Here is a 13,912-nt window from a genome sequence, read left to right as displayed (position 1 = left end):
TAGCATAACCGCCAGACAGGTGAGCGATTCCGCTGTGTCTGCAGTGCGTTACATTGTGCTTTGCGCAGTACTTCGCAATGTTATCAAACACCTGTCGTTGGCCTCTCCGCTGCGTGGCATGCTGTGGCGTTTTCAGGGAGGCGAAGATGAGCAGTCAGGGAATCACCTTGTGGCCGGATACGCTGGCACCACGGGAGAAACTATTGCGTTACGGAGCATCGGCGCTGTCTGATGCGGAGCTGTTGGCCATTTTTCTGCGCACCGGTTTTCCGGGGGTGCACGTCATGCAACTGGCTGAACAGTTGTTGGAGCAGTTTGGCTCGTTGTATCACCTGATGTCGGCGGATCATTCGGTTTTTTGCAGCCACAAAGGGCTGGGCAACTCCAGTTATTCGCAACTGCAGGCGATTTCCGAGTTGGCGTTCCGCTTCTTTTCCAGCCATCTGGCGCAGGAAAATGCCATGCTTAACCCCAGGATGACCCAGCATTATTTGCAAAGTTTGCTGGTACATCATGAGCGGGAAGTGTTTTTGGTATTGTTTTTAGACAATCAGCACCGTGTTATTCGCCATCAGGAGATGTTTGCTGGTACCATCAGCAGCGTTGTCGTATACCCGAGAGAAATTGTGCGTGAAGCGTTGAAGGCTAATGCGGCCGCCATTATTCTGGCGCATAATCACCCTTCGGGTAAGGCGGAACCCAGTCATGCCGATCGTTTGATAACCGAGCAAGTGGTTAATGCCTGCCTGTTATTGGAAATCCGAGTGCTCGATCATTTGGTGATAGGTCGGGGTGAATGTGTCTCTTTTGCCGAGCGCGGATGGCTTTAAGCGATTTTTTCGCGATCCTTCTGGGATCTTTAGCTGTTCGGGACTTGAGCACTTACGCTTCAGAGCGTATACTACGCCACCTTTGAGAATCTTGGGTTTGGCGTAAGAGCCTATCTCAGCAGGTTTCTAACCTGATGTGTGGTTTCTAACCTGATGACGAGAGTCTCCTCAGTATGAAGTTTGCTGAGATGGGCTCTAAAAGCCTGACGAGGCGGCCATACTCTATACGAAGCTCGAGCTGATTTGATTTTTGGAGAATAGACATGTCACGAGTCTGCCAAGTTACTGGCAAGCGCCCGGTGAGCGGTAACAACCGTTCCCACGCAATGAACGCGACCAAACGCCGTTTTCTGCCGAACCTGCACTCACACCGTTTTTGGGTTGAGGCTGAGAAGCGCTTTGTAACGCTGCGTGTATCTGCTAAAGGTATGCGTGTTATTGATAAGAAGGGTATTGAGACGGTCTTGGCCGATCTGCGTACCCGTGGTGAGAAGTATTAAGGAACTGCATCATGGCTAAAGGTGTTCGCGAGAAGATCAAGCTGGTTTCTTCTGCTGGTACTGGTCACTTCTATACCACCACGAAGAACAAGCGTACTAAGCCGGAAAAATTGGAACTGAAGAAATTCGATCCAGTTGTCCGCCAGCACGTGATCTACAAAGAAGCTAAAATTAAATAATTTTAGTGGATTAATAAAAACCCGGCTCAGGCCGGGTTTTTTGCATTCTAAAGGTAGAAAACCGACAGGAGAGCGCCAGATGCCTGAATTACCAGAAGTTGAAACCAGCCGCCGCGGTATTGAACCTTACCTGGTTGGCCATAGTATTCAATATGCGGTGGTACGCAATGCACGCCTGCGCTGGCCGGTCTCCGAGCAAATTCTGGCGTTGAGCGACCAGCCGGTACTCAGCGTACAGCGTCGCGCCAAGTATTTGCTGATTGAACTGGCTAGCGGCTGGATTATCGTCCATCTGGGGATGTCAGGCAGTCTGCGGATGTTGGCGGAGGAAACCGAGGCTGGAAAGCACGACCACGTCGATCTGGTGATCAGCAATGGCATGACGCTCCGTTATACCGATCCGCGCCGTTTTGGTGCCTGGCTATGGTGTGACGATCTGGCGACCAGCAATGTGCTGGCTCACCTTGGCCCGGAACCCTTGAGTGAAGCCTTTACCGGTGCCTACCTGTACGAAAAATCACGCAACAAGCGGACGCTGATCAAACCCTGGTTGATGGATAACAAGCTGGTGGTGGGCGTGGGCAATATCTACGCCAGTGAATCGTTGTTTACCGCCGGGATCCTGCCTGACCGGCCTGCAGGCTCGCTGAGCAAGGTAGAAGCCGAAGTTTTGGTGGCAACCATTAAGGCGGTATTGCTGCGTTCGATTGAGCAGGGCGGTACCACGCTGCGTGATTTCCTGCAGTCGGACGGCAAGCCGGGTTATTTTGCGCAGGAACTGCAGGTGTATGGGCGAGCGGGTGAGCCTTGCCGCGCGTGCGGCACGCCGATCGAGTCCGCCAAGCACGGGCAGCGCAGCACTTTCTTCTGCCCGCGCTGCCAGCGCTGATTATTGCGCGGCGAGTTTTTCGAACAATGCCTGGGTAACCACGGCCGGCAGGAAAGGGGCGATGTCACCGCCGTGGCGCGCCACTTCTTTCACCAGCGAGGACGAGATAAACGACCACTCTTCGGAAGGCATCAGAAACACACTTTCCAGCGTCGGCATCAAATGGCGATTCATATTGGCCAACTGCAGTTCATATTCAAAATCAGATACCGCACGCAGGCCGCGAACCAGAATATTGGCATTCTGATGAGCAGCAAAATGCGCCATCAGTTCACTGAACCCCAGCACTTCCACATTATCCAGATGAGAGGTCACCTGGCTGGCTAAAGCTACGCGCTCATCGAGTGTGAACAGTGGTTTTTTACTCGGGCTGGCGGCAATCGCCAAAATGACGTGATCGAACATCAATGACGCACGGGTTACCAAATCCAGGTGGCCGTTGGTCATGGGATCGAAAGTACCGGGATAAATGGCTTTACGGGTCATGATTCACTTCTCTGAATAGTTGCGGCCCAATGCCCAGAGTGCGGCATATTTATTGAAAGTATATTGCGCGTTGACCACGGCTAACAGCAACCCCTGTTTACCGTCCAGGAAGCCGGCACGCAGCAGCCAGGTTTTGCAGAAGGCGCCAAGAGTGTGGGTCAGTATCGAAAGATAGCCGCAGCGCTTGCCGGCCTGGTGGCGTTGGTTGGCCCATTCTTCGGCATAACGCAGCTGTTTGCGCTGGAAGGCAAAAAAGTCGCGACAGGTCAGATGCAGTAGATCGCCGTTAAGCGGCACCACTTTCGCCCCGTTGGTATTGAGCGACTCATGCACCAGATTGTCGTTATAGCGATAGCGCTGGTTGGCGTACAACCGGTTGACGCGATCCGGGTACCAGCCGCTGTGACGCATAAAACGCCCGAGGAACAGGTTGCGGCGTGCGCAGCTGTAGACTTGATTATCGTCCGGCGCAGTCAACGTTTGTTCAATTGACTGGCGCAGTTCCGGGGTAACGCGTTCGTCTGCGTCGATCATCAGAATATAGTCGTGGCTGGCGTAACTCTGAGCCAGTTGGCGCTGTTTGCCAAACCCCTGCCAGTCGAGGTGGGTGAATACTTTGGCACCCAAACTTTCGGCCACGGCGACGCTGTCATCCTGACTGCCGGAGTCGAGCATGACGATTTCGTCTGCCCAGGCTACGGATTGCAGACAATCCGGCAGCAGCCCGGCTTCGTTCTTGGCGATAATCACCACCGACAGGCTTTTGCGCGCGCTCATTTAATGACTCCGAGGCGGCAGATGCGGTTCTAACAATTGCAGCAGGCGCTGCAGCGCTCCCTGGTTTTGATACAGCACTTCTACCGCGTGGCGGCCGTAATAGCGGCGATAGTCTTCGTCGGTGAGCAGCGTAGCCACTTCCTTGACCAGTGAATCTTCATCGGTCACGGTGATCAGACCTTCGGCCTGTGACAGCTTGGCGCAGATATCCTTGAAGTTGAAAATATGTGGCCCCATCAGCACCGGGATGGCGTGCGCAGCCGCTTCCAGCGGGTTATGTCCACCGCGCTCCACCAGGCTGCCGCCAACGAAGGCCAGATCGGCAATGCCGTACAGCAGCATCAGTTCGCCCATGGTATCGCCGATCACCACCTGGGTACCGCCGGAAGGGATTTCACCACTGCTGCGCAGGGTGTAGCTGAAGCCGGCTTTTTGCACCAGCTCTTTGGCCGTAGCGAAGCGTTCCGGGTGGCGTGGCACCAGGATCAGCAGCAGGTCAGGGTGTTTTTCCAGTAGTTTACGGTGCGCGGCCAGCAGAATGCTTTCTTCACCTTCGTGGGTGCTGGTGGCGATCCACACCGGGCGACGCGGCGCCCATTGGCGGCGTAACGTGATTGCACGCGCAGCCAGCTCCGGGGTAACTGAAATATCGAATTTCAGGCTGCCGGTTACGGTCAGTTGTGAGCGTTTCAGGCCGAGTTCGACAAAACGTTCGCCATCTTCCTGATTTTGCGCGGCGATCAACGTAATGCGGCGCAGCATATCGCGGACAAAACCGCCGATTTTTTTATAGCCTGCGGCAGAGCGGGCGGAAAGTCGGGCGTTGGCAATGACCAGAGGGATCTGACGCTGATGCAGGGCGTTAATCAGATTGGGCCACAGCTCGGTTTCCATGATGATGACCAGCTTGGGGTTCACCTGATCCAGAAAACGATGCATCGAGCCTGGTAGGTCGTAAGGGAGATAAACATGATGAACGTCTTTACCGAAGGCGGACTGCACGCGTTCTGAACCAGTCGGCGTCATGGTGGTCACAGTAATCGGTAAATAGGGGTAGCGGTGGCGCAGTGCGCGGACCAACGGGATGGCCGCCAGCGTTTCACCCACGGAGACGGAGTGCAGCATGATGCCACCCGGTACGACTTTTCCGGCGCAGAAGCCATAGCGTTCTGCCCAGCGTTTACGGTAGGCTGGAGCTTTGCGGCTGCGCAACAGTAAGCGGAGCCAGATCAGGGGTTGGATGAGGTAGAGTAGTACCTGATATAAACGCAGCAACATTCTATCAATTTCATTTATATGGGTTATTCAGAATAGTACCATAACTGGAAGGGAAAGGCGCTAATTTGGTAACCTTGGGTGTCAGTTTCAGACAACAGGCGAGAGATTTCGCTGATAGGCTTGGAATGAAGAATATTTTAATTATTCGCCGCGACAATATTGGCGATCTTGTTTGTACCACTCCGCTGATCGAAGGGGTGAAAATTGCCTATCCGGATGCCAAACTTTATCTGTTAATCAATAAAGTCAGTCAGGATGTTGTTAAAAATAACCCGCACCTTGAAAAGGTCTTCGTCTATAAAAAGGCAAAGCACAAGGCGAAAAATGAAACCACATTGGGGGTTTATTTCGAACGCCTGATGATTTTTCTTAAACTGCGTAAAATAAAATTTGATGCGGCGATCCTGGCCAACCCGGTTCCCTGCAAGTACAGCCTGCGATTGGCAAAAATGGCGGGGATCGGCAATATTATTGGTGCAGATTTGGGTACGCCTGAGATTCATCATCCTTTTCGTAAGGAGAATTTCAGCGGCAAGCATCAGGTAGAGCACACCTACAGCTACCTTTCGGCGATTACCGACCAGCGTATACCCATCCCCCCGGTGCGGGTGTACCTGACGGCTGAAGAGCGCCAGCAGGCGGCGCAGCGTTTGCAACAATGCCTGCCGCCGGTCGAGCGAGTTTTTGCGGTTCATATCAGCAGTCGCAGCCCTAAGCGGCGTTGGCCGATCGAGCGCTATGCCGAAATTATCAACCGCTTACTCGCCGAACAGAATACGGCGATACTGATTTTCTGGTCGCCACAGGGCACGCTAACGCCGGATGATGTTGGCGATCAGAAACGCGCAGAGCAGTTGTTGGCGTTATGTCAGAGTGAGCGCGTGGCGCTGTACCCAACGGCGTCGGTGCGTGAACTGCTGGCCGGTTTTGATTTATGCGACAGGGTGCTGTGCAGCGATGGCGGGCAGATGCATCTGGCGGCGGCGTTGAATAAAGACATGGTGGTGTTCTTTGGCGATACGGATAAAGAATCCTGGCATCCATGGTCTGGACGCTACCAGATTCTGCAAACCGAATCGGGCGACTGTATTGATGTTCCTGTTGAGGACGTCTGGCAAAAAATACAGGCACTAAATTAATTAACTATAAGGCAGGGATCCCCTGCCTTATTTATTTCTTGAGTGCCAGGTATTGCTGACAAATAGGCTCTAGTCCATAGCTCAACAGTTGTTGGTAATTAATCTCTGGTGGGTTGGCGTAAATGTCTGCCATTTTCTCCGACAGTGATTTTTCATTAAGTTCCGCCAGTGCGTTATCCATTCCCGCTTTTTCCAGAATTTCCGCAGGCCCGCCGGGGCAACGGGTGCTGACCACCGGAGTACCACAGAGTAACGCTTCCACCAGCACGTTACCAAAGCCTTCGCTGTCAGAGCTAAGTACCAGCAGTGATGCGTGCCGAATAAACGGGTAGGGATTGGCCTGGAAGCCGAGGAACAGTACTCGGTCTGAGATACCCAACTGGTTTGCCAGTTGTTTCACTTCCTCTACGTTGGCTTCGCTGCCGGTGCCAATCAACGCCAGCGGGGCTTGTATGCCCGATTGGGCATAGGCCTTCAACAGCCGATCGTGCCGTTTGTGCGGATGAAAGCGGCCGACGTGTACCAGATAATCTTTGCCTGCCAGCTCACAGGGTTCCGCCGCCTGCTGCTCGATGGCGGCAATATCAAACGGATTATTGATCACCGCCAATCGGTTTGGGCGGATCGGCAAGTTCTGCTGCAAGTCGTTGCCCACGGCTTGTGAGACGGCAACGATATTCCTGCCCTGGTAAACCTGGGTGATTTTCCGTTGTTTCAGCCAACGATCCAGCCCCTTGCGATGGCCCAGATAGGAGGTCGACAGGATACCGTGAATACAGAACCACAGGCGGTCCGACGTGAGCAACTTGCTGCGGCTGACGATGCGATCGGTTTTATGCAGGTTGGAGAACACCAAATCATAGGCACCCTGTTGGCGCTCATTGTCGGCGATCGCCCGATCCAATGCGGCGGCGCGGCGCGACAGTTCGGTCAGTTTGCGCCATGGTGAGCGGCTATGGTCTGCGACCACCTGATAGTGAATGCCGGAGGGAATTGGATAGTTACAGACGTCGCGCAATGAAATCAGGCTGACGTCATGGCCCATTTGCTGCATTCCCTGGCACAGGGTCAGCACCACTTTTTCAGCGCCTCCGCCTGGCAGGCCGTCGATAATCATCAGAATACGCATAGTTAATCCAGCAGCCGGTTATAAAGGGAGATCAGCTGTTCCGACAGGCGCGCCGGGGTAGCCGACATGATACGCGCTCTTGCTGCCTCACCCATGGCGGAGCCCAGGGCCTGGCGTGGTAGCGCTACGATCGCCGCGACCAGCGCGGGGACATCAAGGGCATCGGTAACAAAGCCATTTTGCCCCTGCGTGATAAACTCCGAGCCGCCGCAGGTGGTGCTGGTAATGACCGGCAAACCGCAGGACATGGCTTCCAGAATCACGTTGGGGAACGGATCGTACAACGTGGGCAGCAACAGCGCATCGGCGGCCTGATAGAACGGCAGCGTTTGTTTCTGCACCCCCATAAATCGCACCCGATTGCTGCAGCCCAGTGATTGCGCCAGCGCCTGATAACGCTTTTCCGCCTTATCCTTACCTACCACCAGCAGATAGCTGTCGGTCGCTGCGACGGCACGGATGGCAGCGGCCAGCCCTTTGCGTTCAAAACCGGAACCGACAAAAACCAGGCAGTGAGCCTGCTGCGGGATCTGATACTGCAGACGCAACTGCTGGCGTAGTTCGGCATCGGCGGGCGGAAATTTTTGATTATCAATGGCATTGTAGATCACCGTGATTTTATCGGCGGGGACTCCGAAGTCATCGATGATTTCCTGCTTAATCATTTCGGCATTGCAGATAACGGCCTTCAGCTCCGGCGCAGCGTACATTGCCCGTTCTGCGCACATCACGTAACGGTGATAGCGATTGGAGAACAGCCATTTACGACGCCACTCCGGCAACAAACGAGCCCGCTGCAGTAACCAGCGGCGATGCACGCCATCACCGGCGCGGTAAATATCGCAGCCTGGGATGCGTTCATGGCTTTGTACCAGATCGAAGTTTTCTTTCTGCCACAGTGCTCTGGCCGCTTCGGCAAAGCCACGTTCACGGCTGATGCGGCCGAATTTTAGCGGGTTACACAGGTGGATATGCCAGTTTGGATTGGCGTCACCCTGCCATTCACGGGTGATAACGTTCAGGTCGAGGTCCTGTTGTTCCAGCGCCTCAAGGGCGCGGGAAACGAAACGCTCAGCGCCACCGTCCGGGCGGTATTTTTGGCGAACGATCGCCAAACGAAATGCTTTCATGCAAGCTGGCTCCGCGCGGCTGCAATCACCGCGTCTGTAGGAATAAGGTCCAGATAACGTTCATCGGTGCCGGTATCGATGGCGTCCGGATCGGGTAAGTCGCCGTAGTCTCCGGCCCATATCACGTTGCCAATGACCTGCCAGGGGCGCCAGAACACCAGTTTGGAAGGGCCAAACAGTGCGATGCAGGGGGTCTGCAGCGCCGCGGCCATGTGCATGGGCACCGAATCTACGCCGATAAACAGTTTAGCGTGGTCGATCAGGGCGGCCAGTTGCCTCAGCGTCAGTTGACCCGCCAGCGAAATTACGCCCTGTGGCGGGCAGAGTGCCAAGATGCGCTCCACCATTTCACGTTCTTTTGCGTCCGGCCCGGAGGTGACCACCAATTGGTGACCATCGGCCTGTAACGCGCTGATAGTAGCCGCCATTTTTTCTTCGCTCCAGCATTTGAAGAACCAGCGGGAAGTGGGCTGCACCACAATAAAATCACCGCTAATGCCCTGTTGCTGCAACAACTGTTCGCAGGTCTGCCAGTCCTGCGGCGGGTAGCTCATGGTCACCTGTTGGCTAATATTTGGCAGGTTGAGTGGTTCTAACAGTGACAGGTTCTGTTCAACTGTATGCAACCGGGCGTGATCGCTCACCGGTACCAAATGGGTATGACAATGGCGCCATAAGAAGCCCTGACGTTTGGGAAAATCGAACCCCAGACGAATACGCGCGCCGGTCAACCTGGAGAGCAGGGCGCTGCGCCACTGATCGGCCAGATTGACCACCAAATCGTAACTTTGGGCCTTGAGCTGCCGAATCAGGTTAAGTTCATGGCGCAGATGCGCTTTAGTGCCCTGTTTTTTCCACTGGCGATCGATAGCGAAGACGTTTGTCAGAGCCGGGTGGCTGGCCAGCATCTCCTGAGTTTCTTTATACAGCAGTACGTCGATCTGCGCCTGCGGGTAATTTTGCCGCAGGGTATTGATGACCGGTGTGATCAGCAACATGTCGCCGTGGTGGCGAAGTTTAACGATCAGAATACGCTGTATCGAGGTATCAGGAGCAAGGGCTGGCGCGTCGTTCATCATGAGTCGCTTTCAGGGAAACCAATCTTTGATTCTAAATGACCCGATCGCATGTGGCTACTGTTGCTCGGTTTTCTTGCCGCGAAGCGAAAAAATAGCGTAGAGGAGAGACAAAAGGCCTTTAACGTTGTCCAAACCAGGCAGCGAAGTCGTTTGCCCTGGCGAAACGCCCTGCGTAACATAATGTATATCTATGGATATCAGGCTTTCTATTTATGACCAAACCGGCATTTCTCATCACCATTGATACCGAAGGCGATAATCTGTGGCAAAACCACGATCGTATTTCGACCGAAAACACGCGCTTTTTGCCGCGCTTTCAGGCGCTGTGTGAGAAATATGGCTTTAAGCCGGTGTACCTCACCAACTACGAAATGGCGGTGGATGCAGAGTATGTCGAGTTCGCCCGCGATGTGATTGCGCGTAATACCGGGGAAGTTGGCATGCATCTGCATGCCTGGAACAGTCCGCCGCTGACGCCATTAACCGACGACGACTGGCGACATAAACCCTATCTGATCGAATACCCGGCCGATCAAATCCGCGTCAAGGTCGATCATATGACCAAACTGCTGGAAGACAGCTTCCAGACCAAGATGCTCAGCCACCGTGCCGGGCGCTGGGCGTTTAATGAATACTATGCGGCTTTGCTGCTGGAATATGGCTATCAGGTGGATTGCTCGGTGACGCCGCGAGTTAACTGGCAATATTCACCGGGTAATCCACAAGGCAACGGCGGTACCGACTACCGTAATTTCCCATCGCAGGCCTATTTTATCGATCCGGAAAATATCGCCAGGGCGGGTTCCTCACCGCTGCTGGAAGTGCCGATGAGCATTCAGTATAAGCATTCGGCACTGATGAATACGCTAAAGCAGGGTTACGATAGCCTGCGTGGCAAACAGCGTTCACCGTCGGTCCACTGGCTGCGGCCCAGCGGCGGTAATCTGGAAAAAATGAAGTCGGTGGCGGAGCAATGTCTGGCACAGGGGCATGACTACGTTGAGTTTATGCTGCACTCGTCCGAGTTTATGCCCGGCGGCAGCCCGACCTTTAAAACGCAGCAGGATATTGAAGTGTTATATCGTGATTTGGAGCAGCTTTTTGCCTGGCTGCAGCAACGCACGGTGGGTATGACGTTGGCCGAATATTATCAACTTAAAGTGAACTGACATGTCGAAAAAATGGAAAATTAAGGTCGCGGATTGGTTTTTGCGACGCTATACAGCAAAGACCGACCGCTTCCAGGATAAAGCGACTTTCGACAGTCAGCTGCAGTTTGACAATATCGTCATCTATTCGACCACTGCGTTGGGTGACTTTATGTTTAACACACCTGCATTGCGTGCGATGCGGGAACGCTACCCTGATGCACATATTACGTTGGTGGTGCATAAAAAGAACCAGGAACTGGTAGAGAACGGCCGCTATTATGATCGGGTGGTGTATTGGGACAGCAAAATCAAAACCATGCGCCCATTGCTAAAATCATTGCGTGAGCATCGACCTGACCTGGCGTTGATCCTGCACTCACATCTGCCGTATGACATTATTAGCGCCGTTTTATCCGGGGCTAAATATATTATCAGGGATAACTACAGCTCAGGTATTTGCGGGCTTGAACCCTGGCTGACCAACTATATCTTCCATTACTACGGCCACTTTATTCGTCGCAAGCTGGAGCTGATTTCCATTCTGGGCTGCCGTAGCGATGATCCCACCATGGAAATTCCAGCGCCCTACCAGCCAGGTGTCAAAAGCAGTGAGCACTGTACGATTGGATTCCAGCTTGGGGCCTCTACCGAATCACGTTGCTGGCCGGTTTCGCATTTTGTCCGGCTGGCCGACGAACTGGTGGCCAGGCAGGCCAACGTGCGTATTGTACTGATTGGCGGGCCTTTTGATGAAGGGAAAGCGCAGCAATTCCTGAGCCAGGTCAGTCCTGAAACCAGGACATGCGTCGACAATCAGATTGGTAAAACGGGGTTGCAGGGGCTGCTGACGCTGATCGACAGCTTCCACCTGTTGATCACCGGCGATACCGGACCGTTGCACCTGGCGGTGGCGCTGAAGGTGAAAACCATCAGCCTGTTTGTCACTGCCGATTCACGCTCTACCGGGCCGATTCAGGATCTGGAACTTCATCGGATCATTCAGGTTTCCCGTACCGGCTATACCATGCCGCTGGAGGTGGAAAGCCCGATGGGGGTGATCCAGCCACAGCGCATTTACGCCGAAGTGGTGGATCATCTGTCGTTGGATAAAGCGCAGCTTTAGCCGCGCTTTATCCATTGCCAGCGGATTTTTGACACGCAGGTATCGATCCAGGCGTACCGCATTTGCCGGATTTTCTTATGCGGTACGCCGCTGTTGCGGCATACGTCAGCCAGGCGCTTGAAGGTACGTAGTGTTTCCTGCTCATAGTGATAGTAACCGTGCAGCGCTTTCGACATTCCTCTGATTTCTGAGAAACAGTTCCCGAGCATCAGAGCCGCCAGCTGGCGCAGTGGCTCGTCACCTCGGTGCTGTTCGACAAAACTCAGCATTTTCTTGAGTGCAAATAACATATCTTCAATATCCGTAGGCCGGATATTGCGGGTAATACCTTGGCTGTTATCTCGGTAAAAGTAGAGCGCGTGGTCGAGATGGGTTATTTTCCGCGTTTTGAAATACTGAAAAGGCGTGAAAATGACATCTTCATAGCGCCGACCATTTTCAAGATACTCCCCCTGAAGCAAATTGCGGCGGTACACCCTGGTCACCATATGCCACAGTGATTTTTCAAATACGGGAAGTAAGGGATAAATTCCATTTGATTCAATGTCATAGTCCGTTTGACGGACAACATCAAAGGGCTCATCCTCTGGGGCAGACGTATCAAATTTATGATAATCGAAATCAACCAGATCGTACTTGCCAGACTGTAAAAGTGGGAGCAGCGTTTGAATATATTGACGGCTAACGACATCATCGCTGTCGAGAAAAGTGACGTACTGACCCCGAGCATTTCGTAACCCGGTGTTTTTTGCATGTGCGACGCCTTGATTCTCTTGAGAGATGAATTTGAAATGCTCATGATCCTTAATGTAATTCAGAACTTTCTCTTCTGAACCATCAGTAGAACCGTCATTTATAATGATAACCTCAATATCACGGTCCAACTGAGGACGTAATGACTGCAGGCAGGCAATAATGAAATCATCACTGTTGTACAGAGTGATGATGATACTAAGCAAATAAGATGATGATGTCATAAGCTTATACCTGCGTTATCGTTTTCTTTACAATGAGTGTGCTGAGTATTATAGCAAGGCAGAAAACAATAGTTACCTCACTGCTGAAGAATACAACGTCGCTGCAGCCATAGGCAAAAAGAGCGATAGTGACCGATAACAGCATAGGGTTACGATAGGGTTTGAATGAGAAATAAAACAAACCAATATAGAGGGCCAGTAAAAAAACCACGCCCCAAATGCCTTTTATTGAAAACGTTTCAATAAATTCGTTATGCATATGGACGGTCAAATAAGGCAAGACGCCAGATAAAAGAGGCCTCTGGGCCACCAGTTCGGTGATCTCATGGGCACGTTGCTCTGCAGATTGCCCTAACGGCGCGGACAGACCAGCTTGCATTCCTGCTTTCTGCATTGAAACTCTTGATATTATAGAGTTTTCTCTTTCTGGCTGAGATGCGAGTTGCAAATCTGTCTGGAAAGCCTCTATACGTTGTTCGATCTCGCCCTTAAAAATGAAACCGCAGAGGACAAAAATAGTCAGTAAACTTAATGATAGTTTAGCTTTATTTTTTGATGAAATGAAATCCTTGCTTATGAAAATAGAGACACCCAAAATTATTGGATAAGCTATTATTGAAGAGCGCGTCCCTGTTAATATAATTGAAGAGAATGTCAACAAAAATGCACAAGAATATAGGAATAGGCGGTATCGACTCTTCAGCGTAAGGATCGTATACATTACTACTAAATTGATTGCGGTAATGATATAAGCGGCTGCGGTAGCACGATCAAAGTTAAGTTCCGCTCGATCTATTTTTAACCATGCACCTTGATAAATAACATATGCATTCACTGCTATTCCACAGAGCATGACAATGCTTATCAGGTGTTTTTTAAAGTCTAATTTTTCATTTACAGCTATTAAAAGTATAAATGCTGTGGCGATCTGTAATTTTCCGGATGAGGTATATGAACGGTATATATTTATGTAGTCCCCAGGTTGTTTAAAATATGAAACCCAGAGTACACTTGCCATGCCAATGGTGAAAAATAGTATTGGAAGAATTAAATTTTTATAATTTTGTGTGTAAAATTTAAAGTTAAAAATAAGTGCGATAAAAGAGATGTAGCTGGATATGTAAAACATATCCCTTCCAGTATGCGAGTTAAAAGGTGTGGTACAGAATGCAATCGCACATCCCAAATAAATGAGATAACTGAATGCTGGATGAGGAGCTTTTACTGTCAGCATGCGTCTGAGCT

At 51.9% G+C, this 13,912-nt stretch carries 15 protein-coding genes; 7 read left to right on the top strand and 8 right to left on the bottom strand.

The features are described 5' to 3' along the window. Positions 1–146 precede the first annotated feature (146 nt). From radC to mutM, 4 genes are all read left to right on the top strand, one after another. Entirely contained in the window at positions 147–830 is a 684-nt protein-coding gene (gene radC, locus ACSOSI_RS25445; RefSeq protein ID WP_012147513.1) for a RadC family protein, read from the top strand. Positions 831–1,093: 263 nt separating this feature from the next. After that, a complete protein-coding gene (rpmB, locus tag ACSOSI_RS25440) occupies positions 1,094–1,330 on the top strand; it encodes a 50S ribosomal protein L28 (protein WP_004953342.1) in 237 nt (78 codons plus the stop codon). A gap of 11 nt (positions 1,331–1,341) precedes the next feature. After that, complete coding sequence (rpmG, locus tag ACSOSI_RS25435) at positions 1,342–1,509, top strand: 50S ribosomal protein L33 (RefSeq protein WP_004392084.1); 168 nt, start codon at positions 1,342–1,344, stop codon at positions 1,507–1,509. A gap of 79 nt (positions 1,510–1,588) precedes the next feature. Further along, on the top strand, positions 1,589–2,398 hold the full coding sequence (gene mutM, locus ACSOSI_RS25430) for a bifunctional DNA-formamidopyrimidine glycosylase/DNA-(apurinic or apyrimidinic site) lyase (RefSeq protein WP_012147512.1): 810 nt from the start codon (positions 1,589–1,591) through the stop codon (positions 2,396–2,398). On the opposite strand, the gene coaD is transcribed toward mutM, so the two are convergent. Genes coaD through waaA form a run of 3 tightly spaced genes read right to left on the bottom strand, consistent with a single transcriptional unit; the run spans position 2,399 to position 4,939 of the window. Continuing rightward, the gene (gene coaD / locus ACSOSI_RS25425; RefSeq protein ID WP_012147511.1) at positions 2,399–2,884 is read right to left on the bottom strand and encodes a pantetheine-phosphate adenylyltransferase; all 486 of its coding nucleotides are present in this window, start codon (positions 2,882–2,884) and stop codon (positions 2,399–2,401) included. 3 nt (positions 2,885–2,887) lie between these two features. Beyond that, complete coding sequence (locus ACSOSI_RS25420) at positions 2,888–3,661, bottom strand: glycosyltransferase family 2 protein (protein ID WP_476706339.1); 774 nt, start codon at positions 3,659–3,661, stop codon at positions 2,888–2,890. Then, positions 3,662–4,939, bottom strand: coding sequence for a lipid IV(A) 3-deoxy-D-manno-octulosonic acid transferase (gene waaA / locus ACSOSI_RS25415; protein WP_012147509.1), 1,278 nt, complete (start codon positions 4,937–4,939; stop codon positions 3,662–3,664). A 125-nt stretch (positions 4,940–5,064) separates the two neighbouring features. Between waaA and ACSOSI_RS25410 the strand changes: the two genes are divergently transcribed. After that, positions 5,065–6,078 (top strand): glycosyltransferase family 9 protein, encoded by a 1,014-nt coding sequence (locus ACSOSI_RS25410; protein WP_012147508.1) that lies wholly within the window; start codon positions 5,065–5,067, stop codon positions 6,076–6,078. A 31-nt stretch (positions 6,079–6,109) separates the two neighbouring features. Here ACSOSI_RS25410 and ACSOSI_RS25405 read toward each other — a convergent pair whose 3' ends face one another. From ACSOSI_RS25405 to rfaQ, 3 genes are read right to left on the bottom strand one after another with little or no spacing between them, the layout of a single operon-like run. Further along, complete coding sequence (locus tag ACSOSI_RS25405) at positions 6,110–7,207, bottom strand: glycosyltransferase (RefSeq protein WP_476706338.1); 1,098 nt, start codon at positions 7,205–7,207, stop codon at positions 6,110–6,112. Positions 7,208–7,209: 2 nt separating this feature from the next. Next, positions 7,210–8,337 (bottom strand): glycosyltransferase family 4 protein, encoded by a 1,128-nt coding sequence (locus ACSOSI_RS25400; RefSeq protein WP_476706337.1) that lies wholly within the window; start codon positions 8,335–8,337, stop codon positions 7,210–7,212. Further along, the gene (rfaQ, locus tag ACSOSI_RS25395) at positions 8,334–9,416 is read right to left on the bottom strand and encodes a putative lipopolysaccharide heptosyltransferase III (RefSeq protein ID WP_012147505.1); all 1,083 of its coding nucleotides are present in this window, start codon (positions 9,414–9,416) and stop codon (positions 8,334–8,336) included. The genes ACSOSI_RS25400 and rfaQ overlap by 4 nt, the downstream gene beginning before the upstream one ends. A 212-nt stretch (positions 9,417–9,628) precedes the next feature. Here rfaQ and ACSOSI_RS25390 point away from each other — a divergent pair, with 212 nt between their 5' ends. Beyond that, entirely contained in the window at positions 9,629–10,585 is a 957-nt protein-coding gene (locus tag ACSOSI_RS25390; RefSeq protein WP_476706336.1) for a polysaccharide deacetylase family protein, read from the top strand. A gap of 1 nt (position 10,586) precedes the next feature. After that, positions 10,587–11,690 carry a glycosyltransferase family 9 protein gene (locus ACSOSI_RS25385; RefSeq protein WP_476706335.1) on the top strand — a complete coding sequence of 368 codons (1,104 nt, stop codon included), beginning with the start codon at positions 10,587–10,589 and terminating at the stop codon, positions 11,688–11,690. On the opposite strand, the gene ACSOSI_RS25380 is transcribed toward ACSOSI_RS25385, so the two are convergent. Then, positions 11,687–12,667, bottom strand: coding sequence for a glycosyltransferase family 2 protein (locus ACSOSI_RS25380; RefSeq protein ID WP_476706334.1), 981 nt, complete (start codon positions 12,665–12,667; stop codon positions 11,687–11,689). The genes ACSOSI_RS25385 and ACSOSI_RS25380 overlap by 4 nt on opposite strands. 4 nt (positions 12,668–12,671) lie before the next feature. Then, the gene (locus ACSOSI_RS25375; RefSeq protein WP_476706333.1) at positions 12,672–13,901 is read right to left on the bottom strand and encodes an O-antigen ligase family protein; all 1,230 of its coding nucleotides are present in this window, start codon (positions 13,899–13,901) and stop codon (positions 12,672–12,674) included. Positions 13,902–13,912 lie beyond the last annotated feature (11 nt).

This window comes from Serratia sp. AR11 (assembly GCF_056376275.1).
This window is presented reverse-complemented; position numbering and strand designations above follow the sequence as displayed.

What these genes read in the sequence shown, in the direction of transcription:
- ACSOSI_RS25420 (WP_476706339.1), bottom strand. Translation starts at nt 3,661, where the DNA reads ATGAGCGCGCGCAAAAGCCTGTCGGTGGTGATTATCGCCAAGAACGAA.
- ACSOSI_RS25410 (WP_012147508.1), top strand. Translation starts at nt 5,065, where the DNA reads ATGAAGAATATTTTAATTATTCGCCGCGACAATATTGGCGATCTTGTT.
- rfaQ (WP_012147505.1), bottom strand. Translation starts at nt 9,416, where the DNA reads ATGATGAACGACGCGCCAGCCCTTGCTCCTGATACCTCGATACAGCGT.
- coaD (WP_012147511.1), bottom strand. Translation starts at nt 2,884, where the DNA reads ATGACCCGTAAAGCCATTTATCCCGGTACTTTCGATCCCATGACCAAC.
- ACSOSI_RS25400 (WP_476706337.1), bottom strand. Translation starts at nt 8,337, where the DNA reads ATGAAAGCATTTCGTTTGGCGATCGTTCGCCAAAAATACCGCCCGGAC.
- ACSOSI_RS25405 (WP_476706338.1), bottom strand. Translation starts at nt 7,207, where the DNA reads ATGCGTATTCTGATGATTATCGACGGCCTGCCAGGCGGAGGCGCTGAA.
- rpmG (WP_004392084.1), top strand. Translation starts at nt 1,342, where the DNA reads ATGGCTAAAGGTGTTCGCGAGAAGATCAAGCTGGTTTCTTCTGCTGGT.
- ACSOSI_RS25375 (WP_476706333.1), bottom strand. Translation starts at nt 13,901, where the DNA reads ATGCTGACAGTAAAAGCTCCTCATCCAGCATTCAGTTATCTCATTTAT.
- rpmB (WP_004953342.1), top strand. Translation starts at nt 1,094, where the DNA reads ATGTCACGAGTCTGCCAAGTTACTGGCAAGCGCCCGGTGAGCGGTAAC.
- ACSOSI_RS25380 (WP_476706334.1), bottom strand. Translation starts at nt 12,667, where the DNA reads ATGACATCATCATCTTATTTGCTTAGTATCATCATCACTCTGTACAAC.
- radC (WP_012147513.1), top strand. Translation starts at nt 147, where the DNA reads ATGAGCAGTCAGGGAATCACCTTGTGGCCGGATACGCTGGCACCACGG.
- ACSOSI_RS25390 (WP_476706336.1), top strand. Translation starts at nt 9,629, where the DNA reads ATGACCAAACCGGCATTTCTCATCACCATTGATACCGAAGGCGATAAT.
- mutM (WP_012147512.1), top strand. Translation starts at nt 1,589, where the DNA reads ATGCCTGAATTACCAGAAGTTGAAACCAGCCGCCGCGGTATTGAACCT.
- ACSOSI_RS25385 (WP_476706335.1), top strand. Translation starts at nt 10,587, where the DNA reads ATGTCGAAAAAATGGAAAATTAAGGTCGCGGATTGGTTTTTGCGACGC.
- waaA (WP_012147509.1), bottom strand. Translation starts at nt 4,939, where the DNA reads ATGTTGCTGCGTTTATATCAGGTACTACTCTACCTCATCCAACCCCTG.